At 39.9% G+C, this 22,512-nt stretch carries 25 protein-coding genes; 24 read left to right on the top strand and 1 reads right to left on the bottom strand.

All coding sequences use genetic code 11. From position 1 onward, the window contains the following. Positions 1–118: 118 nt before the first annotated feature. A complete protein-coding gene (locus tag D7029_RS11045; protein WP_004243373.1) occupies positions 119–727 on the bottom strand; it encodes a hypothetical protein in 609 nt (202 codons plus the stop codon). 134 nt (positions 728–861) lie between these two features. Between D7029_RS11045 and D7029_RS11040 the strand changes: the two genes are divergently transcribed. The 24 genes from D7029_RS11040 to D7029_RS10925 all read left to right on the top strand — a co-directional run bounded on the left by D7029_RS11040 (position 862) and on the right by D7029_RS10925 (position 22,501). Next, positions 862–1,083, top strand: a complete 222-nt coding sequence (locus D7029_RS11040) for a hypothetical protein (protein ID WP_228766670.1) — start codon at positions 862–864, stop codon at positions 1,081–1,083. A 142-nt stretch (positions 1,084–1,225) separates the two neighbouring features. Continuing rightward, entirely contained in the window at positions 1,226–1,447 is a 222-nt protein-coding gene (locus tag D7029_RS11035; protein ID WP_004250866.1) for a hypothetical protein, read from the top strand. A gap of 1 nt (position 1,448) precedes the next feature. Continuing rightward, positions 1,449–2,384, top strand: coding sequence for a DnaT-like ssDNA-binding domain-containing protein (locus D7029_RS11030; RefSeq protein WP_194950701.1), 936 nt, complete (start codon positions 1,449–1,451; stop codon positions 2,382–2,384). Beyond that, positions 2,353–2,835, top strand: a complete 483-nt coding sequence (locus D7029_RS11025) for a replication protein P (protein ID WP_194950700.1) — start codon at positions 2,353–2,355, stop codon at positions 2,833–2,835. Before D7029_RS11030 ends, D7029_RS11025 begins: the two co-directional genes overlap by 32 nt. Positions 2,836–3,057: 222 nt before the next feature. Continuing rightward, a complete protein-coding gene (locus D7029_RS11020) occupies positions 3,058–3,471 on the top strand; it encodes a hypothetical protein (protein ID WP_194950699.1) in 414 nt (137 codons plus the stop codon). Further along, the gene (locus tag D7029_RS11015; RefSeq protein WP_063073783.1) at positions 3,468–3,863 is read left to right on the top strand and encodes a RusA family crossover junction endodeoxyribonuclease; all 396 of its coding nucleotides are present in this window, start codon (positions 3,468–3,470) and stop codon (positions 3,861–3,863) included. The genes D7029_RS11020 and D7029_RS11015 overlap by 4 nt, the downstream gene beginning before the upstream one ends. A 119-nt stretch (positions 3,864–3,982) precedes the next feature. Next, positions 3,983–4,345 carry a phage protein NinX family protein gene (locus D7029_RS11010; RefSeq protein WP_194950698.1) on the top strand — a complete coding sequence of 121 codons (363 nt, stop codon included), beginning with the start codon at positions 3,983–3,985 and terminating at the stop codon, positions 4,343–4,345. After that, entirely contained in the window at positions 4,338–4,679 is a 342-nt protein-coding gene (locus D7029_RS11005) for a hypothetical protein (protein WP_194950697.1), read from the top strand. Before D7029_RS11010 ends, D7029_RS11005 begins: the two co-directional genes overlap by 8 nt. Before the next feature lie 88 nt (positions 4,680–4,767). After that, the gene (locus D7029_RS11000; RefSeq protein WP_194950696.1) at positions 4,768–5,598 is read left to right on the top strand and encodes a hypothetical protein; all 831 of its coding nucleotides are present in this window, start codon (positions 4,768–4,770) and stop codon (positions 5,596–5,598) included. After that, positions 5,595–6,158 carry a terminase small subunit gene (locus D7029_RS10995; protein ID WP_080047821.1) on the top strand — a complete coding sequence of 188 codons (564 nt, stop codon included), beginning with the start codon at positions 5,595–5,597 and terminating at the stop codon, positions 6,156–6,158. The genes D7029_RS11000 and D7029_RS10995 overlap by 4 nt, the downstream gene beginning before the upstream one ends. Further along, positions 6,158–7,642 carry a terminase gene (locus tag D7029_RS10990; RefSeq protein WP_194950695.1) on the top strand — a complete coding sequence of 495 codons (1,485 nt, stop codon included), beginning with the start codon at positions 6,158–6,160 and terminating at the stop codon, positions 7,640–7,642. Before D7029_RS10995 ends, D7029_RS10990 begins: the two co-directional genes overlap by 1 nt. Positions 7,643–7,826: 184 nt before the next feature. Then, positions 7,827–8,039, top strand: a complete 213-nt coding sequence (locus D7029_RS10985; RefSeq protein WP_004243356.1) for a hypothetical protein — start codon at positions 7,827–7,829, stop codon at positions 8,037–8,039. 9 nt (positions 8,040–8,048) lie between these two features. Beyond that, on the top strand, positions 8,049–9,713 hold the full coding sequence (locus D7029_RS10980) for a portal protein (RefSeq protein ID WP_194950694.1): 1,665 nt from the start codon (positions 8,049–8,051) through the stop codon (positions 9,711–9,713). After that, positions 9,710–10,024, top strand: coding sequence for a hypothetical protein (locus D7029_RS10975; RefSeq protein ID WP_194950693.1), 315 nt, complete (start codon positions 9,710–9,712; stop codon positions 10,022–10,024). Before D7029_RS10980 ends, D7029_RS10975 begins: the two co-directional genes overlap by 4 nt. Before the next feature lie 17 nt (positions 10,025–10,041). Next, a complete protein-coding gene (locus tag D7029_RS10970; protein ID WP_194950692.1) occupies positions 10,042–10,719 on the top strand; it encodes a peptidase in 678 nt (225 codons plus the stop codon). A gap of 15 nt (positions 10,720–10,734) precedes the next feature. After that, entirely contained in the window at positions 10,735–11,715 is a 981-nt protein-coding gene (locus tag D7029_RS10965; RefSeq protein WP_004243350.1) for a major capsid protein, read from the top strand. A gap of 58 nt (positions 11,716–11,773) precedes the next feature. Then, positions 11,774–12,205 (top strand): Bbp16 family capsid cement protein, encoded by a 432-nt coding sequence (locus tag D7029_RS10960; protein WP_194950691.1) that lies wholly within the window; start codon positions 11,774–11,776, stop codon positions 12,203–12,205. 8 nt (positions 12,206–12,213) lie between these two features. Continuing rightward, positions 12,214–12,555 (top strand): hypothetical protein, encoded by a 342-nt coding sequence (locus D7029_RS10955; RefSeq protein ID WP_194950690.1) that lies wholly within the window; start codon positions 12,214–12,216, stop codon positions 12,553–12,555. A 52-nt stretch (positions 12,556–12,607) separates the two neighbouring features. Then, a complete protein-coding gene (locus D7029_RS10950; RefSeq protein ID WP_194950689.1) occupies positions 12,608–13,213 on the top strand; it encodes a hypothetical protein in 606 nt (201 codons plus the stop codon). Then, positions 13,213–15,675, top strand: coding sequence for a hypothetical protein (locus D7029_RS10945; protein WP_194950688.1), 2,463 nt, complete (start codon positions 13,213–13,215; stop codon positions 15,673–15,675). The genes D7029_RS10950 and D7029_RS10945 overlap by 1 nt, the downstream gene beginning before the upstream one ends. Position 15,676: 1 nt before the next feature. After that, positions 15,677–16,147, top strand: a complete 471-nt coding sequence (locus tag D7029_RS10940) for a hypothetical protein (RefSeq protein WP_228766669.1) — start codon at positions 15,677–15,679, stop codon at positions 16,145–16,147. Next, on the top strand, positions 16,147–16,695 hold the full coding sequence (locus D7029_RS10935; RefSeq protein WP_004243338.1) for a hypothetical protein: 549 nt from the start codon (positions 16,147–16,149) through the stop codon (positions 16,693–16,695). Before D7029_RS10940 ends, D7029_RS10935 begins: the two co-directional genes overlap by 1 nt. A 2-nt stretch (positions 16,696–16,697) precedes the next feature. Further along, positions 16,698–19,553 carry a hypothetical protein gene (locus tag D7029_RS10930; protein ID WP_194950686.1) on the top strand — a complete coding sequence of 952 codons (2,856 nt, stop codon included), beginning with the start codon at positions 16,698–16,700 and terminating at the stop codon, positions 19,551–19,553. A gap of 242 nt (positions 19,554–19,795) precedes the next feature. Beyond that, the gene (locus D7029_RS10925) at positions 19,796–22,501 is read left to right on the top strand and encodes a hypothetical protein (protein WP_228766668.1); all 2,706 of its coding nucleotides are present in this window, start codon (positions 19,796–19,798) and stop codon (positions 22,499–22,501) included. Positions 22,502–22,512: the final 11 nt, after the last annotated feature.

The raw sequence follows: 22,512 nt of genomic DNA, 5'->3' as shown, positions 1-22,512 counted from the left end.
AACCATGAAAAACAAATAAATCACCAATATGGTTATGTTTGTTTTTATCACTATGAAATTTAATGATTTATTAAGAGTAAAAAGAAGCCAAGATATGACTTCTTTTTAATGGAGAGGGTTAGTCGTGGGAGATAGGCTGGTTTTTATTAATGATAAATTCAATGAAGTTTTCAATAGCAGCTTGTTCGCTGGCGGGAAGTTTTGAATAGGCTCTTCTATCATAGTTAATAGTGCCTTTATCATTTTTAGGGATTAGTAATTCATAGGCTTGGCGACCCATTGCTTTTGCAATAGCATCAATGCTTTCAGCGGTGGCGCTGGCTTCACAATTGATAATGCGGTTAACCGTTGATTGTGCTAGCCCTGAATCGACAGAAAGCTTAACTCTTGATTTTATTCCATCATTTAACATGAATGTTGTGATGTTATCTGAGAGTATCTTGCCAATTTCAGTCGGAATATATTCTTCTTTTTCTGACTCCGCATGACCTTCTTTTAAGTGGTCTACATCCATCCAATATTTGCTAATTCTAGTCACATATTCAATTTTGCGTGACATTGGATCGGTGAGTTCACGATGACTTTTTAAATCTTTTGGTGATAGGTAACGAGAGATCATACTTGGTGCTACGCCTAACGCATCAGCCAGTAATTTTTGTTTGCCGTTGTAGTAGCGTTCAATAATATAAATCAGGTTATCTTTTCTAATTTCAGCAATGCTTTTCATTTCTCCAAGTCCTTTGGTGTCTATTCTTTATACAAATTTGATTAAGTTATGGTGTATTAAACAAACAAATAACCCTTTTGGTAAAGTACCTAAACGGTTACTATTATTTATTGGTTAATCAAATTGGTGAAATTATGGAAGTTTTCGACTTTAAAAAATTTTGGAATAGCTTAACGATTAAGCAAAGAGAAGCATTTTCTCAAAGAACGGGATATAGCCAATTGTATCTATCACATCAGCTACGCTATGCAAAACGTAAGCCTTCACTAAGTAAACTCAATAAGTTATATGATATTTGTGTTGAGTTCGGTGCAGATACAACCAGAGAGCAATTAATCAATTTCTTTATTCGATAATAATTCAAAGGCTGTTTATAGATAAGGATCACTTCGGTGGTCCTTAATTTTTTTATTGATAACCAATAAATCTTTTTAGGTTGATCTATTTTAAAATAATGGATAATCTTATTGCTAACTAATCATAGAAAAAGAGGTGATGATGAAAATTGTGACTAGAAAGCAAGCCATTGAAAATGGTCTAAGTCGTTTCTATACGGGAAAATTATGTAGACATGGTCATGATTCTGAGCGTTTTACCAGTAATGGTGTTTGTGTTGAATGTTCCGCAATTAATTCATCCAACTACAGAAAAGAAGTCAGCCGATTATTAAAGATGGCTCGTAATAGAAATATTGCTTATGAAGACAATATCAGGGGGTGATATGGCCCGTATCAGGACTATTAAGCCAACATTTTGGACTGATGAGGATATGGCTGAAATATCTGAGTCAGCGTGTTTATTGGCAATAGGGTTATTAAATTACGCTGACGATGAAGGCTATTTCAATGCTAATCCAAAGCTAATAAAAGCGGCTGTTTTTCCAATACGTGAAACCTCCCGTAGTATTCCGGTACTACTACAGGAGCTTTCCAACTGTGGCTATATCAGCTTATTTTCTGCCCAAAATGGGAAGCACTTTGGATTAATAAATAATTTCACAAAACATCAAGTCGTAAACAAGAAAACGCCAAGTAAAATCAAAGAGATGAACCTACTACCGTATGACTACGGTAGCGATACGGTAGGACTACCTTTAGGAAAGGAAGGGAAAGGAAGTATTAAAACAACTCTCTGTAACACGCGCGAAGGAAATTTGCCTGATGTGGATAATGCCATTTTAAATGACAGAGTTCCTGCTGGTGGTTTTAGCGTTGACGGTAAATTTGTGATGTTTGATGAATGGGAACCTGATAGCGATTTTTTACGTAAATCTGCTTTTTGGGGATGCACTTTAACAGAGCCAGTTAAACCAACTGAACTTGCCGAATTTATTACGTACTGGAAATCCGAGGGGAAAGCTAAACATCACGAACAATGGGAAATGGCATTGGCAAAAAGTATTAAATTCCAACGTGCTAAAGCGAATAACAGCAATACTGGAGTAAATAATAATGGCAAATCAGAATTTAAATTCGATCCAAACAGTGGCAAATCAAGAGCCGTACAACTCGTGGAACACAAAATCAGAGAAAAACATGGGCAAGAGTATCTCGACTCTTTGGCTACAAATGACGGAGTTCTATGGGGAGAAATGGACAAACAAGAACGGGACGGAACCCTCATTGATGTGGAAACGAGCACTCAGCGGATTGAATAACGATCAATTCGATTTGATATTTAAATTCTGCATTGAGCGTTGTAGCAATGGTAATCCGTGGCCACCAGAGTTATCTGATGTCATTTCAATGCTTTCTGACAAGCTGGTAGACACTAATGCTTTTGGAATTCCATTTGATGAAATGCTGAGAGATTTCAATAAATACCTAGCAAGACGATGCAATTACCATAGTGCTGAGATGTACCCATTTAGACATCCGGTACAGTATTGGATCTTCACTGACCTTAGGCAAAAGGTATACGACCTTAGGTTGACAGAAGCGGAGGTTGAGAAGCGATTAAATAAAATGATCCGTATGTGGTCTGAGCGAGTACAACGAGGAGAGGTAATACCTAAACCCACGTTAAGACTTGAAGATAAAACCAGACCGAGACCTGCATGGATGGATTTATTAGAAAATGCTGAAAAACGTAAACATAAATCGGCATGAGGTTTATTGGATATCAAAATTCTTAGCGTAATAAACACTGGTGAGTTTTATTTGTTATAGGTATGCGATTGGGTGTCTGAGTAGTGAAAACAGCGTATAGACGATTTGAGAGCGTTTTAAGTGGGTATGAGTTTAATTAAAAACTCTGTTTTTTTATACTTGAAAACATGACCAAATTGGATATATTAAGCGTAATGATTAATCTATTAAGGGTTATCGTATATGAAATTTATGCAGGATTTAGTTGTTGAAATATTACATGACAAGAAAAAACCGCTATCAGTTAACGAAATAACCGAGATTGCCTCAGAGCTTGATGGTAAGAAAAATCGCTCAACGACCAATTATGCGTTGATCAAGTTGATTGAATGCGCCGTTGTTGAGCGCAGAGCGGTAGTCGGAATTGGTTATGTATACACGCTAGCGCCTGATTACATGGAGCGTCTACGTGATTTAGATATCAAAAAAGAAGCCTCTCTAATGACCAAGAAGCCAGCAAAACCTACGGATAAGTATGTTATCTGTCAGAAAGGTTCACTAACCTACGTCAGAAAGAGCTTACCACCGTTACAGCATGGAAAGATTGCTGATATTCATAACCGTATGAACGCAATGCTGGTGGCGGTACGTGCATGAAACAGCAAATTTATTATATCAATCCTGTACCAAAGCCACGTATGACACAGCGTGACGCATGGAAGAAAAGACCCGTTGTCGTTAAGTACCACGCTTTTTGTGACGAGATGAGAGCTAACCATTTTACGTTACCGGAAAGCGGTGCTCACCTAACGTTTGTTATCCCTATGCCTAAATCATGGAGTAAGAAAAAACGCATTGAGATGAATGGAAAACCCCACCAGCAACGTCCTGATGTCGATAACCTGATTAAAGCCGTTATGGACGCCATCTTTGATGAAGATTGCAGGGTGTGGAATATCAGCGCGTCAAAGCTTTGGGGTGAGCAGGGAAAGATAGGGGTAACGTTACCTGAAAATACAGAAAATCATGAACTTATTACCATTCGTTAAGTTCGTGACTGAGTTAATTAATCGTTGAATGAGTTTGGGAAGAAATTATGAGTCAAGAAATTGATGCTATTAGACTTATTCAACAAATCAAACAATCGTGACATGTCACGCAAAGGCAAATGATGAAAATTAAAACCTCAAAACTAAAAGGATTAGCGCTTGATTGGGCGGTAGGTAAAGCCGTTGGCGTTGATGTTCGTATTTATAAAGAGTTTATTGTTGATGCTAATAACTGCGTATATAGCCCATCTAGCGACTGGTTAAAGTGTGGTGAGTTTATTGAGACTTACGCTATCGAACTTATCAATGAGATGTTGAGTAACGATTTCGGACATTATCAAATTGCATGGTCTGCTATCTGTAATTACTTACAAGATGATTATTACGATGGTGATACACCTCAAGAGGCAATTTGTCGTGCTACTGTCGCTGTGGTGTTAGGTGGTGAAGTCGATGTGCCAAAGGAGTTAGTAAATGGCTAAATCACCTGCTGAACGTAAGGCACTACAACGTAAGCGCCAAAAGGAGCTTGGTGTAACAAAGATTGAATTGCTGGTGGATAATCAAGAGCTGGAGATGTTACAGCGTAATTGTGTTCTGCGTAGGCCTGGTCGTGAACCGTATGATGTTGTTGAATACTTGCAGATGCTTATTCGTAAAGATGATGCCGAGTATAAACGACAAGCTGAGGAGCTATCTAAGCGCAAGTGTGAGCGTTGTGGTGAACAATTACCCGTTCAGCAATGCTGTTTATCTGGTGATGCTAAATGTTGGGTAACAAAGGGCTGGCGTGAAATGATGTTGAAGGTAGAATAAACTGATTACTATCAGATTAAGGTTTACTATGGAAAATATATATTGCATTTCAAATTTTTTTTCCGACCTGATGCTGGATGTGACTACTATGAGTAGCGATATTGATTGGGCAATCATTATTGCTATTATCTCACTGTGTTTCACTACAGTTATTGGTGTTATATCTATTTTTTATACTCGGGCATCACTTAGAACAACGCAAGAATCAATAGAGAAATCAGAAAAATCAACGATAGAATCTAATAATATAGCCAATAATACATTTAGAGAGATAGGTAAAATTACCGAGGTATCAGTAAGCCAGTTTGAAACTAAAATTAAAAATGAAATGAAAATCAAACTGGAGAATAAGAATAATACCATATTGGCGGTTAGAGATATAGCAAGTAATGTGGCTTTCAATCTACTTCAGCAATTATATTATATAACTGATTTATATGAAAAAAATGAAATGATTCACAGCGTGAATATAGAGAAATCAAAAGAAGGAAATTGGAAAACTGTAGTGTTTAATAGTAAGGACGGAACTGAAGTTTATACTATTCATAGACCTGAGATGCCAGAAATGTTTAATTATTCAGTATTAATTGAGGCGTCTAAAGTTGATAAGACTTTAACTGATTTATTGTTTGACTTAAATATGCAAATCTACGCCTTAAGAGATGTTATGAATAGTATTGTTTCTATTATAAAAAAGGATGATGTTGATGAATTAAAAGAAATGGTTACCACATTGTTAATTGCAAAACCTACTCAAGAAATAATACCATTATCGCTACATATAATTGATTCGTTAGATCTTGAAATGAAGAATAATTATAAATTTGGGTATCTCCGTGTAAAAAATGAGGTTCATAAATTTTATACGCGAGACAATGGTGGATTTTTTGTGAGCAATGTTAGTGGATCATCATTATGACTATCAAAAGACCAAGAAAGAAACCTGCACGACAGCCAACGCCTATCAACGACAAGATGGAACGTTTCTGTCAGGAATATATCAAATCCCCCGATAATCAAACTGATGCTGCAATCTCTGCTGGATATGCTTCTGGCAGTGCTTGCAAGCGCGCATCACAGCTAATGGCTGATCCCCGTATTCAAGAGCGTATCGCACAACTTATGCAACAGCGTAATAAGCGCACCAAGATGAGTGCTGACAATGTTCTCAAGCGCTTGGTCGATATGCTTGATGCGGATATTGCTGATATTCTCAATGAGAAAGGCGATATTAAACCAATATCTGAATGGTCACCTATTTGGCGTAAAAGTGTTGCTGCATTCGATATCATTGATATTGACGGTGATACACGCATTAAAAAAGTAAAGTTACTGGATAAAATCAAGGTGCTTGAACTGATTGGTAAGCATGTTGATATCAATGCTTTTAGAGACAGAGTACAGGTCGATGTAAATGTATCATTGGCTGATAAGTTGGCATCTGCTCGTAAACGTGCTCAGCAAGGGAGCGTTGAGTAATGTCAGAAGCTTTACAGAAGTCACCAGAAGAACAACTCATAGAAGATATCGCATCATTTACGCATGATCCATTAGGTTATGCGTATTACGCGTTTCCGTGGGGTGAAGCTGGTGGAGAGCTTGAAGAATACAATGGTCCTCGTCAGTGGCAAGCCGAAGCATTAAATGAAATCGGTGAACATCTACGCAATCCAAAGACACGCCACCAGCCATTGTTACTTGCTCGTGCTTCTGGTCACGGTATCGGTAAATCGGCATTTATTTCAATGATCATCAAGTGGGGTATGGATACCTGCGAAGATTGTAAGGTCGTCGTCACTGCCAACACTGAAAATCAGCTACGCACTAAAACGTGGCCAGAAATAGCGAAGTGGCAACGTCTATCACTTACCAATAATTGGTTTACTTGCACTAAGACAGCTATCTATTCAAACGATCCTAATCATGCTAATGCTTGGCGTGCTGATGCGGTACCTTGGTCAGAGAACAACACGGAGGCATTTGCAGGGCTTCACAACAAAGGCAAGCGTATTATCCTCGTGTTTGATGAAGCGTCTAACATTGCTGATCTGGTATGGGAAGTTGCAGAAGGGGCGTTAACGGATGAAGGTACCGAAATCATTTGGATAGCATTTGGTAACCCAACCCGTAACACAGGGCGCTTTCGTGAGTGCTTTCGTAAGTTTAAACATCGTTGGAACACCAAGCAGATTGATAGCCGTACCGTTGAAGGTAGCAACAAAGAGCAGATTAAAAATTGGGAAGAGGACTACGGCGAAGATAGCGACTTCTTTAAAGTTCGTGTTCGTGGTGTGTTCCCGTCAGCATCAGAACTACAGTTTATTCCAACAGGTTTAACCGATGAAGCCATGAAACGCATTGTCACACAAGCTGAAGTTGCTCATGCGCCCGTAATTATTGGTGTTGACCCTGCCTATTCTGGTATTGATGATGCAGTCATTTATCTACGCCAAGGTTTATTTAGTAAGTGCTTGTGGACGGGCTTTAAAACAACTGACGATGTTGTTATGGCAAAGCGTATTGCTGACTTTGAAGATCAATACAAGGCTGACGCTGTTCATATCGACTTTGGGTATGGTACCGGCATTCACTCTATTGGAACAAGTTGGGGACGCGTGTGGCGTTTAGTTAAGTTTGGTGGTGCATCAACAGATCCACAAATGCTGAACAAACGCGGTGAAATGCATAACAGCGTTAAGACATGGTTAAAAATTGGTGGGGCTATTGATGATCAGGAAACCGCAGATGATTTGTCATGTGGTGAATACAAGGTTCGTGTTATCGATAGCAAGATTGTACTAGAAGATAAAACAGAAATTAAAAAGCGTCTTGGTCGTTCACCGGGTAAAGGTGATGCACTAGCACTGACGTTCGCGTATCCAGTCACCAAAATAGATAGAAATTACTCCTCACCTCATTCTGGCGTTAATGTCAGCAATTCAGATTACGATCCATTCGCATAAAAAAAGCCCTCTGGAGTAGAGGGCAAACAGTCCTAAGGTAAAGCACGCTGTCGTGGTAACAATACCGAGAAAAAATGCAGTGGCATTGCATAACCAAAGTGGTAGTTATAATTTTCAATATTGTCAAATAACATGTATTATTAATTTAATATGCAATATTGGTTAATTATAAAGGTGTGTCGATATGTGTAATCCATTTGGCAATACTCCAAAAATTACAACTCCTCCTGCTGTTCAGGCAGCACCTCAAGAACAAGATGCGGCAGTAACGGGTAGTCGTGATGATGAAATGCGTCGTCGCCGTGCAGCCGCAGGTCGTAAGTCTACGTTACTAACAGGTGCGCAGGGTGCGACAAGTTCAGCATCCACCAGCGGTAAAACCTTACTTGGTCAATAAGGGGTGACTATGTCAACGCCATTGAAACAACAGCTACTGCAACAACTTAATCAGTTGGATACAGAGCGTAGCTCATTTGAACCGCATTGGCGTGAATTGTCAGATTTCACTCGTCCTCGTAGTACGCGTTTTACTGCGTCTGATGTTAATCGAGGTGATCGCCGTAATAGTAAGATCATTGACCCTACGGCATCTTTAGCTTCATCGGTGCTTTCCAGTGGCATGATGTCAGGCATTACAAGTCCTGCTCGTCCTTGGTTTCGTTTAGCGACACCTGATCCTGATTTAATGGATTATGGCCCTGTAAAACTTTGGCTAGAAACCACAGAACAACGCATGAACGAAGTGTTCAATCGTTCTAATCTCTATCAGTCATTACCGTTGATGTATGGTGATTTAGGTACTTTCGGCACTGCTGCAATGGCGGTTGTTGAAGATAGTCAGCGTATTATTCGTACCGTTCATTTCCCCCTTGGCAGTTATTACATTGCGAATAGCCCGAGCCTGAGTGTTGATGTTTGTTATCGCAAATTTACGATGACCGTTCGCCAGTTGGTAATGGAGTTCGGGATTGATAGCGTTAGCGACACTGTTAAATCAATGTGGAATTCAAGCCAGTACAGCCAATGGGTTGAAGTGGTTCATGCCGTATATCCAAACCTTGAACGACAATCAGGAAAGTTAGAGGCGAAGCACAAGCCTTTTAAATCCGTTTATCTTGAAGTGGCGGGTGATCACGAGAAAGTGTTACGTGAGTCTGGCTATGATGAATTTCCTATTATGGCGCCACGTTGGGAAGTGAATGGTGAAGATGTTTACGGCTCATCTTGTCCTGGTATGTTGGCGTTAGGTGGCACTAAAGCACTTCAATTAATGCAAAAACGTAAAGCGCAGATGATTGATAAGCTGACCAACCCACCTTTACAAGTACCAGCCTCATTAAAAAACCAACGGGTAAATACCATACCCGGAGGCATTAACTATCTTGATGAGGCCAATCCTACTAATAAAATTCAAACGATTTTTGATGTTCAACCCGTAGCATTGAAAGCACTACTTGAAGATGTTCAAGATACCCGTCAACTGATTGATACAGCTTACTTTGTCGATTTATTCCGCATGATGCAAATGGTGAATACGCGCTCTATGCCGATTGAAGCCGTTGTTGAGATGCGAGAAGAGAAGCTATTGCAATTAGGGCCTGTTCTGCAACGCCTTGATTCTGAGTTACTCGACAAGCTGATTAATCGCACTTTCTCAATCTTGGTAAACAAAAACTTACTTCCCGTTGCGCCTGATGAAATGCAAGGAATGGATCTAAAGGTTGAGTACATTTCTGTAATGGCTCAGGCACAGAAATCGATTGGCGTTGGCAGTATCGAACGCTTTGCTGGCTTTGTTGGCAATCTGGCAAGAGTTAAACCAGAAGCTCTCGACAAGCTTAATGCTGATGATGCTATTGATAATTATGCGTCGGCTATTGGTGTTTCTCCAACAATCGTTGCAACCAATGAGCAGGTACAAGCCATACGTCAACAACGACAAACACAGCAACAACAAATGGCACAGATGCAAATGGCACAGTCTGCTATTGATGGTGCTAAAACGCTCAGTGATACCAATCTTGATAATGATAGTGCCTTGTCAGTTATGGCTGGTGGAGGTGCTCAATGACACATCCATTTGATGCGTATGAAGACGAGAGAATTGCTCGCACTGAATACGATATTCAACAAAAAAATAGGCAAGAGAAAGAAGAACAGCAGCTAAAAGAAGTTATGTCCACAGAGGCTGGGCGTGCTGTTATTTGGCGTTTGATTTCTGACTCTGGCGTATTTCGTAGCTCTTTTTCTAACGATCCCTATGCAACTGCCTTTAGAGAAGGCGAGCGTAACTATGGGTTAAAAGTTTTCAATCAATTACACCAAGTTTGCCCTGAGCTTTATGCGCAAATGGCAAATGAAGCAGCTACACCAAGCGTTTAACAACGGGAGAAACAGTCATGAATTTATGGCAGAAACTAATCATGCGTCGCTTGTATAACGAGCAACACAGCGAGGGAGGTGAAGGCGGTGGCGGTACAGCAACAGAACCTACTCAAGAAACATCAGCAACAGATAAAAATGAGCCACCAGCAAACAGTGCTGATCCTAATAAAAGCACTGAAAAAGAGAATGGTGGAGAGCGAGGCAAGCCGGCTGATAAGAAAAATGATGCCAATAAATCAGATGTAGGTGCGCCTGAAAAGTATGAATTTAAAGCACCAGAAGAAGGTCAAGAGCTTGATAAAGGTGCATTGGAAGTCTTTGAGCCTATTGCTCGTGAGCTGAATTTAAACAACGAACAAGCGCAAAAACTGGTTGATGTTTATGGTTCTAAAATCATGCCAGCGATTAATAAGCAACTTGCTGAAGGTTGGCAAAAACAGACAGAGCAATGGGCTGAAACTGTTAAAGCAGATAAAGAGCTTGGTTCCGCTGAATCTATCGGTGCGGCACAAAAAGCAATGGATAAGTTTGGTTCACCTGAGCTGAAACAGTATTTAGAAGAGTCAGGACTAGGTAACCATCCTGAGCTTATTCGTATCTTTGCCAGTGTTGGCAAAGCAATGTCAGAGGACGGTCTTGTCACTGGCAACAGTAACGGCAGTAAAAGTGCTGCTGATGTTTTATTTGGATAACAAAGAGGAAATAACATGCCTGCTTTAACTCTCGTTGATTGGGCTAAACGACAAGGCCCTGACAGCAAGCAAGCGAAGATCGTCGAATTGCTGAATCAGTCTAATGAAATCCTTGATGATATGGTTTTCGTTGAAGGTAACTTACCAACGGGTCACCGTACAACCGTTCGTACTGGTTTACCATCTGCAACATGGCGCTTACTTAACTATGGTGTACCACCAAGCAAATCAACCACAGCACAGGTTACTGATGCGATTGGTATGCTTGAAACCTATTCTGAAGTTGATAAAGACCTTGCTAATTTGAACGGGCAAAAGAATGAATTTCTATTGTCTGAATCAATTGCATTCTTAGAGTCAATGAACCAGCAAATGGCTGAAACAGTTATTTATGGTGATGCTACGGTTCATCCTCAGCGCTTTACGGGTTTAGCTGCACGCTTTAACGATATGAAAGCAAAGAATGCAGTCAACATCATTGATGCTGGTGGTACTGGCAGTAACTTAACTTCTGTGTGGTTAGTCGTATGGGGTGAAAACACTGTTCACGGTATTTTCCCTAAAGGTTCTAAAGCAGGTTTAGAACAAAACCATTTAGGTGAAGTTACTTTAGAAGATGAGAACAAAGGTAAATACCAAGGCTTTCGTACTCACTTCCAATGGAAAAATGGTATCTCAGTTCGTGACTGGCGTTATGTTGTCCGTATCGCCAATATTGATTTATCCAAAATTGGTAAAGATCCAGAAAAAGCGGACACACTCGATTTACCAGACTTGTTTATTCAAGCAATTGAGAAGATCCCTAACCTCTCTATGGGGCGTCCTGTTTTTTATTGTAACCAGCAAATTCGTAGCTGGATGCGTCGTCAAATTAAAAACAGCAAAAACGTCAATATTTCCATGGCAGAAGTTGCCGGTAAGAAAGTTGTTTCATTCGATGAAATTCCTGTTCGCCGTGTTGATGCCATCTTAACGACTGAAGATCAGGTGAAATAAGTTATTGCGGTGTCGTTTAACGGCTCCGCTAACTTTCATTTATTTGGAGATAGTCAAAATGATTTTAGATAAAGAAACGCTTTTTTCACTGGATCAGGCGGTTACTGCATCTGCTGTAAGTAAGCAAATTATCGACTTAACGCCAGTGCATGGTGCATTTCGTGATATCGGTATTGGTGAGCCATTAGAGCTGTTTGAACAAGTGACTGAACAGGCTAAAGCAGCAGGTGAAGCGACTGTTCAAATCAAGTTAGAAACCGCTACAGACGATAAATTCTCTGATGCTAAATCTATCTTTGAATCTGTTGCTATACCAATTGCCGATTTAAATGCAGGTAAACGTATTGTGGCGAAAGTACCTCAAGGCGTTCTGAAGTATCTGCGCCTGCAATATGTTGTTGCAGAAGGGCCATTAACAGCGGGTAAGTTCACTGCGGGTATCAACCTAACTGTTGATGCTCATCCTATTTACGATGCTGCAACTCAATAAGGTGTGACATGTCACGATATAAGGTTTTAAAAAAATCATTTATCGCTGGGCGTCTACTTGAAATCGGTGAAGAGGTTGAGTACGACGGTATAGCTGGCAATAACTTAGCGTTAATTGGTGGCGCTGATGCTCGACTTAATACTCATAGTGTGGCTGATGGGGCTGGTGATAATACTGGTGAAGGCATAAGTAATATTGCTGTAAGCGGTTCAGGTGTGGCAATTGATTCAAGCCTTGATGCGCTTCGTGAGCAATATACCCAGCTATTTGGTAAAGCACCTCATCACAATATGGGCGCAGATAAAATGCGCACCGCAATAGATGAAAAGCGGAAAGAACTTGGGGTTTAACCCCCGATGATAAAGGGGGGCGAAAGCCCCTTTTTTATTGGAGATAAATGATATGGCCTCAGAAATTGAAATTTGCAATATTGCATTAAGTCGCATTGGTAATAGTCGTTCAATTAATAGCATGACTGAAGCCAGCAAAGAAGCCGTTCAATGCAACCTTCATTATGCGCAATGCCGTGATAGTGTATTGGCCGATTTTCCTTGGAACTTTGCAACTAAAAAGGTGGCATTAGCCAATACAAATAATCCTCCACCTAATTGGGCGTATGCCTATCGCTATCCTAATGATTGTCTAAAAGCCATTGGTATTGTCGAACCTCATCAAAAGTACCGTAGACCAGATACAGCAATCCATTTTCATGTTGGTTCAGATGAAAACGGGACTGGTCGATTAATTTTTACTGATCATCCAAGTGCATGGCTTGAATATGTTGCACGTATTACTGACGTCAATATGTTTGATGCGTTATTTAAAGATGCGCTTGCATGGCGTTTAGCGGCTGAATTGGCTCGTCCATTGGCATCAAATGCGGGTATTGGTGGTGAGGCATTACAAATTTACCAAGGTGTTATTAAAAGTGCGGCAGCACATTCATTAAGTGAGTCAGCAGAGCCAACTGATTATATTGATGAATTCACACTAGCGAGGTTGTCATAATGCCATTTAGTCTTATTCAACCTAGTTTTTCAGGCGGTGAAATTGCACCAAGCCTATATGGTCGTGTTGATCTTGCGAAGTATTCAACTGCACTGCGCAAGTGCCATAACTTTATTGTTCGTCAATATGGTGGCGTTGAGAATAGACCAGGCACACGATTTATTGCTGAAACAAAGTATCAAAATAAGAAGTCTCGCCTTATTCCTTTCCAATTCAGCACCGTACAAACCTATGCGTTAGAGTTTGGTGATCGTTATATTCGCGTATTTAAAGATGGTGGGCAGGTTCTCTATGCTGATGGTGAACATAAAGGCGAAGTGTTTGAATTAGCGACACTTTATAAAGAAGCTGATTTATTTGATTTGAAGTATACGCAATCAGCAGATGTTATGACGATTGTTCATACTGATTATCCACCAATGGAGTTACAGCGTTACGATCATGATGATTGGAAGTTAGTCTCCGTTGAAACCAAGAACGGTCCCTTTGAAGATATCAATACCGATAAGGCAATGAAAGTTTATGCCAGTGCAAGCACGGGGCAAATTACGTTAACGTCTACGCATGATATTTTTGGTACCGAGCAAATAGGTAAGCAGTTCTATTTAGAGCAACGTGATATTGATGCGGTTCCTGTATGGGAAACAGATAAAACAACCAACCTTAATGATCAACGCCGTGCTGACAGTAACTACTATCGTGCCAATAGTGGCGGTAAAACAGGAACACTAAGACCGTCTCATACTGAAGGAATGAGCTGGGATGGTTGGGGTGGTGATACAGGGATCCAGTGGGAATATTTGCATAGTGGTTTTGGTATCGTAAAAATTGAAACTGTTAGTGAAGATGGCAAAACAGCCACAGGAAAGGTGATCTCTTATATTCCATCCAATGCCGTTGGTGAAGATAATGCAAGCCATAAATGGGCGCGTGCAGTGTGGAATAATGTTGATGGTTATCCAAGCACCGTTGTTTATTATCAACAACGTTTATTCTTTGCCGGATCTCGTGCCTACCCACAAACGATATGGGCCAGTCGTAGCGGTGACTATAAAGACTTTGGGCGCAACAATCCTATTCAAGATGATGATCGCATTATCTACACGTATGCAGGTCGTCAAGTTAATGAAATTCGCCATTTGATTGATGTCGGTTCGCTGGTGGCATTGACCTCAGGCGGTGAATATCAAATCACAGGCGATCAGAACAAAGTACTTACACCTTCCAGTTTTTCAATGTCATCACAAGGTGCTAACGGCTCAAGTGATTTACCTCCAATCTCTGTTGCGAATATTGCGCTTTATATACAAGAGAAAGGTAGTGCCGTGCGTGATTTATCGTACTCCTTTGATGTGGATGGGTATCAAGGCACTGACTTAACTATGTTGGCAAATCACCTATTTCAACGTCACCGCATTGTTGATTGGTCATTTACTACGGTTCCATATTCTATTGCATGGTGCATACGTGACGATGGGTTAATGTTGGCTTTAACCTATTTACGAGAACAACAAGTTTTTGCATGGGCGCCACAATCGACAGAAGGGAAATTTGAGTCCACATGTTCCATCAGTGAAGGCAATGAAGATTCAGCTTATTTTATTGTTCAGCGCACAGTAAACGGTAAACAGGTTCGGTATGTAGAACGATTAGCCAGCCGTTTATTTACTCGTACAGAAGATGCTTTCTTTGTGGATTCTGGCTTAAGTTATGACGGTAGAAATACTGATATATCAAAAACAGCAACCATCACTGGTGGAGCGGGTGAGTGGAACTATCAAGAAAACTATCCATTAGTGATTTCAGGTGATCCTGTCTTTAGTGCTTCTGATATTGGTAGTGCCGTCAATATTCCTTATTTTGAAGATAATGAACATAAAGAGCTTCGCTGTAAGATTGTTCAGTATGTATCTGAAAATCAAGTGGTTATTTCTGCTAATCGCAATATTCCACCAGTATTACAAAATACGCCCACTACTGAATGGAGCATAGCCCGCTATCGCTTTGCTGGCTTAAATCATCTTGAAGGTAAGACAGTTAATATTCTTTCCGATGCTAATGTTTCACCGCAGGCCATTGTCACCAATGGTACAGTGGAAATTGATACGCCATCAGCCGTAGTACATATCGGATTACCTATTACCAGCGAATTAGAAACGCTTGATATCCATATCAATGGGCAAGAAACATTACTTGATAAGAAGAAGCTTATTAAGGTTGCCAGCTTAATTGTAAATAGTAGTCGGGGTATTTGGGCCGGTACTGAAAAAGAACGGCTATATGAGTATCCTCAACGTCAATTCGAGTTTTACGACAATCCTGTTGATGATGCCACAGGCATTGTTGAAATTAATTTAGATGCAGATTGGAGCAAAAACGGACGTGTCTTTATTAGACAGGTTGATCCTTTACCGTTAGCGGTGCTCTCTGTTATTCCGCGTATTGATGCTGGTGGTTTCTAATATGAAAAAACATCATGTACAAATCATTCCTGCTACTCATGAACATATTGTTCGTTTATTACCACATGTAAGACAAGCTGATGTTGATGAGTTCTACGCTATGTCAATGCAAACACCTGAGCAGGTATTACGACATGGCTTATCTGTTTCTACTAAAGCCTATGCCGGCATTATTAATAATGAGGTGGTGACTATTTTTGGTGTTGCTTCTGGCTCATTACTGACTGGCTTAGGTGTTCCTTGGTTGGTGGGTTCTAACTTATTAGAGCAACATCAGAAAACCTTTCTACGGCGCTGTAAACCCATCTTAAAACAGATGTTAGGGCAATACCCAACACTGATGAATTATGTCGATGAACGTAATCATATTGCTAAGGCGTGGCTCCATTGGTTGGGGTTTCAGATTGAAGAAGCAAAGCCAGCAGGTTTACTTCAGTTACCTTTCCATCGTTTTACATTGAGGGCTAAATAATGTGTGAACCAACAACATTAGCGGCTGCAGTGATTGGTACTTCTGCGTTGCAAGCATACGGACAATATACCGATGGTAAATTTCAAGCATCAGTGGCTAATCAAAACGCCAAAATTAATGAAGATGCTGCACTTGATGCAATTAATAAAGGAAACGCTCAGGCACAAGAACAGCGTAGACGTACTCGCCAATTAGCCGGCACACAGGCGGCAACAATGTCAGCCAGTGGCATTGATTTAAGTACTGCGGGTGCTTTAGATATTTTGGGTGATACTGCCGCAATGGGTGAGCTTGATGCGTTAACTATGGTAAATAACGCTTCTCGTGAAGCGTATGGCTATCGTATGCAAGCTGAGAATGATCGCCTTAATGCAAAAATGGCAAGACGTTCAGGCAACATGGGCGCAATGACAACGTTATTAACAGCTCCTATTCAAGCTTATGGCGCGTATCAGTTGGCTGGTGGTACATGGAGTCCGTTCGGTGGTGGTGGCTCAGGTGCTGCGAAAGCGGGTAAGACATTTGCTAAAGCACCAAAAGGATTTTAATCATGCCCAAGGTTCCTACATACGATAATAGAACGGTTATGCCTGAGCAGTTACCAAATAATGGGTTTTCTGTTCAATCATCACCTGATGCTTTTGGCGCTGGATTTGGTCGTGTTGGTGAGCAATATGTCGGTTTATTTGCAGAAGCAAAACAAAGAGCCAATGTTGCACTAGCGCAAGATGCATTATTGCAACTCCAAGACCATGCAGATGATCTGTTTAATAATCCTCAAACGGGTTTATACACGAAGCAAGGTAAAAATGCAGTTGGTCAATCTGATGAAATAATTTTCAATATAGAATCAAAAGGGCAAGAGTTAATGTCACAATTGCCTGAAGGTTCACAAGAAGATTTTCTTAAACAATTTAATGTGATTAAAAGACAGTATGCTAATCAGACTAAATCTTATGAATTAAAAGAAGTTCAATCATTTGAAACTAGTCGGAATGATGGGATTGTCGCTGGCTATGCAAAAAATGCTTCTGATAGTTTCAATAATCCTCAAGCTTTTATTAGTTTTATGACATTGGGGCAACATAGTATTGTTGAATTCAATCGTGCTCGTGGTATTAGCGAGGAAGAAATTTCAGCAAAAGTAGATAATTTTAACAATCAAGTTGCTTGGACTGCTGCACAGAATGCAATGGCAACTGATGCTATGGGAACATTTAATGTAATAGGTGAACCATCAGATATTGGTGGTGTTATTCGTGTTCCAAGTAATACATCAAATAGTTCTTCTGATCCTGATGATAGAAATGGAAGAAATAATAATCCGGGTAATATCAGAGTTTCTGATAACAAATGGGAAGGGCAAATAGGAGATGATGGTGAATTTGTTCGTTTTGCCACACCAGAGCATGGTGTACGTGCTTTAGGTAAAAATCTACTTACTTATCGCAATAACGGTATTGTTACGATAAACCAGATAATTAGCCGTTATGCGCCAGAAAAAGATGGCAATAAAACAGATAAATATATTGCTTTCGTCTCAGATAAATTAGGTGTTGATCCGAATATACCGATTGATGTTAGCAATATCGAAACGTTGAAGAATATCACAACAGCTATTATGCAAATGGAAGGAAAGCATAGTGTTACAGACGATCAAGTAAACACAGGTCTTCAAGCTGCACTAGGGTTTACTAGGTTACCACAACCAGAGGCGTCACAATACCAAACGCAAAGTAGGCAAATTACTAATACTAATAGCCCATGGTGGAATCTACTAACACCTATGCAGCAATACCGAATCAGAAAACAAGGTGAAGCTGCGCAAAGTGAAAGAAGAAAGCAGTATTCTGATGAAATATCTTTAATTAATAAAAATATTTATGCTGCTACAGATGAAGGGTTGCAGCCTACAAATGTTCCTAGTGAAGCTGCTTATACCAGAGCGTATGGGGAATATAAAGGTCTTAAAGCCTATGCGGAAGTGCAAGAACAATTGAAATATGGAAGCATAATTGCTGCAGCAAGAGAGGTTAGCCCTGATAGCCGCTCTGATATTTTAGAACAGAATAGACCTAAAGACCCTAACGCTCCTAACTTTGCTGCTCAACAGCAGAGATATGAAAAGATGCGTATTAAGTTCAATGAGTTTGATAAAGCATGGGAGGCTAATCAAGGTGCTCAAATGGTTTCAAATGCAATTAATTATGGCATTCCTCTTGATCCAAGTAGCAAAAGTAATAAAGCAGCCACCGATAGTTATTATGCATCTCATTTTGCTAACCTTAATTTAAGCAATGAAGAACAGGTAACAGGTGTTCTTAAGCTAGTTGGAAATACAGGGATTATTCCTACGCAATTATTATCCCATCTTAACGCTGCCGCTGTTACCCAAGATGCAAAAACAGTGTTGCCTGCCGCTGACTTTGTTAGTCGATTATATGAAACAAACCCAACAGCAATAACAGGTATGTCAAAAGAAAAGCAGGCATTTTATTTACAAGTAAATCAACTTAGAAGCGTAGGTGTAGATGATACAAAATCTGTAGAACATGCTTATAACTTAACATATAAACAAACAGATGATGTAAAAGAGCAGTTATCAAAAGATCAATCTTCTACTGATTATAAAAATAATCGATTGAAGTCAGCAAAAGGCTTTGTGAGTGATCTAGGGCAGATTTTTCGTATTGATCCATCTGCTACTGATAAGACTAATGAAGCAGCCTTATTTAGAAATGATTATGAATCTTTATATGACCTTAATTATCGAATTGCTGGTGGTAATGATGAAATCACCAAAAAGATGACCAATCAGCAAATATCAAGAAAATGGTCTATCACTGAAATAAACGGCAAAGCAGAATTAATGAAATATGCCCCAGAAGCATTATATAAAGGAGGGCCTGATGGATGGCAAGCAAAACAATGGGAAGAGGAGAAATGGAAATTAAAATATGGTGAAGAGCGTAAAAGCAATCAAGATATAGGATTCAGAGTAAATAACACAACAGGAGGAATTGATACTTCAGAGAATAAACCTAAACCCATAGTTGATGGTGAAATTATCTTAGTTGTCGATCATCTCACACCTAGGAATGGTGATTACGCCATATTTATTTCCAAAGAAGATAAGAATGGAATACCAACTTTACAGCCTTATCATGATGAATCAGGTTCTAAAATAAGATATAAGCCTGAATTAGAGAGTTATAAGCCATATCAAGATTTACTTGCAGAAGCCGCTGAATATGAAATTAAGCAAGATGCTAAAGGTCAAGCAAGGAGAGCATTCTATGATCGTCATGATGAGTTTGATAAGCAGTATGAACAAGCTCATGAACAACGTATTGAAAGGCAGAAAGAGCAATTAAGTAGCTATTTTTCTTGGGGAGGTAATGAATAATGCCAATTTATCCAGAAACAGAAGGACCTGCTAATAACTTTACGCTTCCATATACTAAAGGCTGGGATACGCCGTATGAAGTTGGAATTAACCCAAAACCTCAAGAAGAAGGCCCGTCAGTGATGGGCGCTGCATTTAGGAAGTATAATATACTTTCAGGGTTATTTAATCCTGCGCCTGATTTTGAAAGAGAGGATGATTATAACCCTTACAATGATCCTAATGAGTTAGATGGTTACAGAATGTGGGCTACAAAATTCGCAGACTCACGTTCTCCTCAAGAAACAGCATGGATAAAACAACAAATAGATAATGAAAATCAGGATAGACAGCATTTAGCTGAATCAGGTTGGCAAGGTACTCTAGCTTCTTTCACTGCGGGGTTATTGGATCCTATAACACTAGGAAGCCTGTTGATTCCAGGTGCGCAAGGAGGGCTTATTGCAAAAGCATCTACTACCGCAGCAACGGTTGGTCTAAGCACTGCAGCTAGTGAGTTTATATTACATCAGCAACAATACACTAGAACATTTGAAGAAAGCGTAATACATACAACTGCAGGTGCTATTTTGGGCGGTATGGTTGGTAGTGCTGGTCACTTGATAAGCGCAGAGGTAAAAAAGAGAGCTACTAATGAAATTAGTAACTCATTGGCTCAATCGCTCTCTGGTGGTAGTGTTGGCGCTCAAAGGGTAGCAGAAACAACATTAGCTCAAGAAGCAATGAAAGGACCGAATTGGGCTAATTCTGTCATGAAAATGACACCGATCGGGCGTTTAATGGATTCACCAGCCGTTACCTCTCGTAGAACAGCTCAGTTATTAGCTGAAAATAATTTCACAACAGCAAAGAATCTTGAAGGAATTGCGACACCTGCAGCTGTTGAAACTAAAATTAGAATGTGGTCACGTAATGAAGCTGCAGTCATTATAACTACCAATAGTGGCTATGCTAAATATCGTGCTGCTGGTGGAACAGGCAGACGTTTTAATTTTGCTGTTGAAGTGACAAAAGCAATGCGTAGAAATGATACAAGTGCAAACCCTGTTGTTCAGGAAACAGCTCGTGCACTGCGACCGGCTTTAGATAATGTGAGGGCTGAATTACAAGCTGTGGGTCTTTTACCAAGTGATTTAAAGCTTGTAGGTGGCATGAGCTACTTTCCTCGCTTGTATCGTGTAGGTGAAATACTTTCTAGACGAAGCGAATTTAAAAAAATATTAACGGACTACTGGTCAAGAAGCGAAAAGGCAGTTTTGGAAGACTTGGAAGTTGCTGCTGATGAAGTAATTAACAAAATTACTGGAGCCATGAGACCACAAGACTATGCCAATGCTTTTTCAGTTAAGCTACCTGGCTCAACTAAATCTCGAACTTTAGCGATACCTGATGAATTAATTGAAGAATTTTTGGAGAATGATGTCCGCTATGTTTTGCAACATCATATACGAGATGCTGCTCCTAATGTTGAGTTAACGCGTGCTTTTGGTGAATCTTCGATGGAGCGAACAATACGCAGCATCGAGGATGAATATGACGAACTCATGAAAGGTAATCCTTCGGTACTAAGAAAAGAACTTGAAACTAAATATGCTGATAAGAAAAATAACATGTCAGAAAAGGAGTATTTTAAATTTATTAATCAAGAGCTTGATGCAGCACAAAAAGAAGCTATTCAAGCGCTAGAAAAATCAGGTGAAATTAGACGCTTAAGTAAGTTGAAGCTACGTGATGTAGAAGACATCATGGCGATGAGAGATAGGGCTTTAGGTGTCTATAAACGTCCTGATAACCCTTCAAATGCATTTATTCGAGCTGGTAATGTTCTGCGTAATCTCAACTTCTTAACTATGCTTGGTGGGATGACTGTTTCAGCAATCCCTGATGTTGCTCGTGCCGTTATGGTCAATGGCTTTAGTAAAACATTTAACGTTTATGGTAAATGGTTATCTCGTAGTGATGTGTGGAAAGCTGGTAAGGAAGAGCTAAGAAAAATGGGCGTTGGTCTAGATGTATACTTATCAGACCGTAGTCGAGCAATAGCTGATTTGACAGATGGATATGCTCAACGTAGTGCCTTAGAGTCTGGTTTAGATTATATGACTGGTAAATTTGGAAATTTGACTCTAATGAATCAATGGAACTCTTTCCATAAGACAATAAATGGTATAAATACTGCGGATATTATTCTAGGGTCTCAGGCTTCTAATGCTAGGCTAGCCAAGCTAGGTATTGATGAAGGCATGCTGGGCCGTATTCAACAACAATTTGCTAAACATGGTGAAACAGTTGATGGACTGCGTATAGGTAATAGCAGTAAATGGGATGATCCTGTTGTTCGCGGTGCTTTTGAATCTGCCGTCATGAAAGACGTTAATAATACAGTTATAACTCCTGGTATTGGTGATACTCCATTATGGTCTAGTGGTCTGTTTGGAAAACATATATTCCAATTTAAATCGTTTATTTTTGGCTCATTTAATCGTGCAACAATAAGCGGAATACAGGCTGGAGATGCTCATTTTTATTACGGAATGGCTCTGCAAATTATGCTAGGTTCATTAACTTATGCGATTAAAAATACATTAGCTGGCAGGGATATCGATTGGTCACCCGAGAAACTTATTATTGAGGGTGTTGATCGCTCAGGTATATTAGGTCCATTAATGGAATTTAATAACATATTAGAGAAAGCCAGTGAAGGAACGGTTGGATTAGGTCCTATGATAGGAACAGGAACGCAATCACGCTATGCTAGTAGAGGCGTATTGAGTTCGATTGCTGGCCCTACATTTGGTACATTAGAAAACTTACGTGAGATATCGAGTGGCATTCTAAGTGGTAACTTTGATGATGGCCCGATCAGAGCAGCAAGACAAATAATACCAGGGCAGAATCTGCCTTACTTTACTCCGATACTTAATAAAGTTGAAGAAAATCTGAAATAAATTTATTAGAA

Source organism: Proteus vulgaris (assembly GCF_016647575.1).
GTDB classification, from domain to species: Bacteria; Pseudomonadota; Gammaproteobacteria; order Enterobacterales; family Enterobacteriaceae; genus Proteus; species Proteus mirabilis_B.
The sequence above is the reverse complement of the archived record's forward strand: the minus strand, read 5'-3'. Positions and strand labels throughout refer to the sequence as shown.

Excerpts from the sequence above, each read along its gene's own strand:
- D7029_RS10960 (WP_194950691.1), top strand. The coding sequence starts at position 11,774 with ATGATTTTAGATAAAGAAACGCTTTTTTCACTGGATCAGGCGGTTACT.
- D7029_RS11025 (WP_194950700.1), top strand. The coding sequence starts at position 2,353 with ATGTGGAAACGAGCACTCAGCGGATTGAATAACGATCAATTCGATTTG.
- D7029_RS11015 (WP_063073783.1), top strand. The coding sequence starts at position 3,468 with ATGAAACAGCAAATTTATTATATCAATCCTGTACCAAAGCCACGTATG.
- D7029_RS10975 (WP_194950693.1), top strand. The coding sequence starts at position 9,710 with ATGACACATCCATTTGATGCGTATGAAGACGAGAGAATTGCTCGCACT.
- D7029_RS10935 (WP_004243338.1), top strand. The coding sequence starts at position 16,147 with ATGTGTGAACCAACAACATTAGCGGCTGCAGTGATTGGTACTTCTGCG.
- D7029_RS11040 (WP_228766670.1), top strand. The coding sequence starts at position 862 with ATGGAAGTTTTCGACTTTAAAAAATTTTGGAATAGCTTAACGATTAAG.
- D7029_RS10985 (WP_004243356.1), top strand. The coding sequence starts at position 7,827 with ATGTGTAATCCATTTGGCAATACTCCAAAAATTACAACTCCTCCTGCT.
- D7029_RS10940 (WP_228766669.1), top strand. The coding sequence starts at position 15,677 with ATGAAAAAACATCATGTACAAATCATTCCTGCTACTCATGAACATATT.
- D7029_RS11005 (WP_194950697.1), top strand. The coding sequence starts at position 4,338 with ATGGCTAAATCACCTGCTGAACGTAAGGCACTACAACGTAAGCGCCAA.
- D7029_RS10945 (WP_194950688.1), top strand. The coding sequence starts at position 13,213 with ATGCCATTTAGTCTTATTCAACCTAGTTTTTCAGGCGGTGAAATTGCA.
- D7029_RS11035 (WP_004250866.1), top strand. The coding sequence starts at position 1,226 with ATGAAAATTGTGACTAGAAAGCAAGCCATTGAAAATGGTCTAAGTCGT.
- D7029_RS11000 (WP_194950696.1), top strand. The coding sequence starts at position 4,768 with ATGAGTAGCGATATTGATTGGGCAATCATTATTGCTATTATCTCACTG.
- D7029_RS11010 (WP_194950698.1), top strand. The coding sequence starts at position 3,983 with ATGATGAAAATTAAAACCTCAAAACTAAAAGGATTAGCGCTTGATTGG.
- D7029_RS11020 (WP_194950699.1), top strand. The coding sequence starts at position 3,058 with ATGAAATTTATGCAGGATTTAGTTGTTGAAATATTACATGACAAGAAA.
- D7029_RS10950 (WP_194950689.1), top strand. The coding sequence starts at position 12,608 with ATGGCCTCAGAAATTGAAATTTGCAATATTGCATTAAGTCGCATTGGT.
- D7029_RS11030 (WP_194950701.1), top strand. The coding sequence starts at position 1,449 with ATGGCCCGTATCAGGACTATTAAGCCAACATTTTGGACTGATGAGGAT.
- D7029_RS10970 (WP_194950692.1), top strand. The coding sequence starts at position 10,042 with ATGAATTTATGGCAGAAACTAATCATGCGTCGCTTGTATAACGAGCAA.
- D7029_RS10965 (WP_004243350.1), top strand. The coding sequence starts at position 10,735 with ATGCCTGCTTTAACTCTCGTTGATTGGGCTAAACGACAAGGCCCTGAC.
- D7029_RS10925 (WP_228766668.1), top strand. The coding sequence starts at position 19,796 with ATGTGGGCTACAAAATTCGCAGACTCACGTTCTCCTCAAGAAACAGCA.
- D7029_RS10980 (WP_194950694.1), top strand. The coding sequence starts at position 8,049 with ATGTCAACGCCATTGAAACAACAGCTACTGCAACAACTTAATCAGTTG.
- D7029_RS10990 (WP_194950695.1), top strand. The coding sequence starts at position 6,158 with ATGTCAGAAGCTTTACAGAAGTCACCAGAAGAACAACTCATAGAAGAT.
- D7029_RS10995 (WP_080047821.1), top strand. The coding sequence starts at position 5,595 with ATGACTATCAAAAGACCAAGAAAGAAACCTGCACGACAGCCAACGCCT.
- D7029_RS10955 (WP_194950690.1), top strand. The coding sequence starts at position 12,214 with ATGTCACGATATAAGGTTTTAAAAAAATCATTTATCGCTGGGCGTCTA.
- D7029_RS11045 (WP_004243373.1), bottom strand. The coding sequence starts at position 727 with ATGAAAAGCATTGCTGAAATTAGAAAAGATAACCTGATTTATATTATT.
- D7029_RS10930 (WP_194950686.1), top strand. The coding sequence starts at position 16,698 with ATGCCCAAGGTTCCTACATACGATAATAGAACGGTTATGCCTGAGCAG.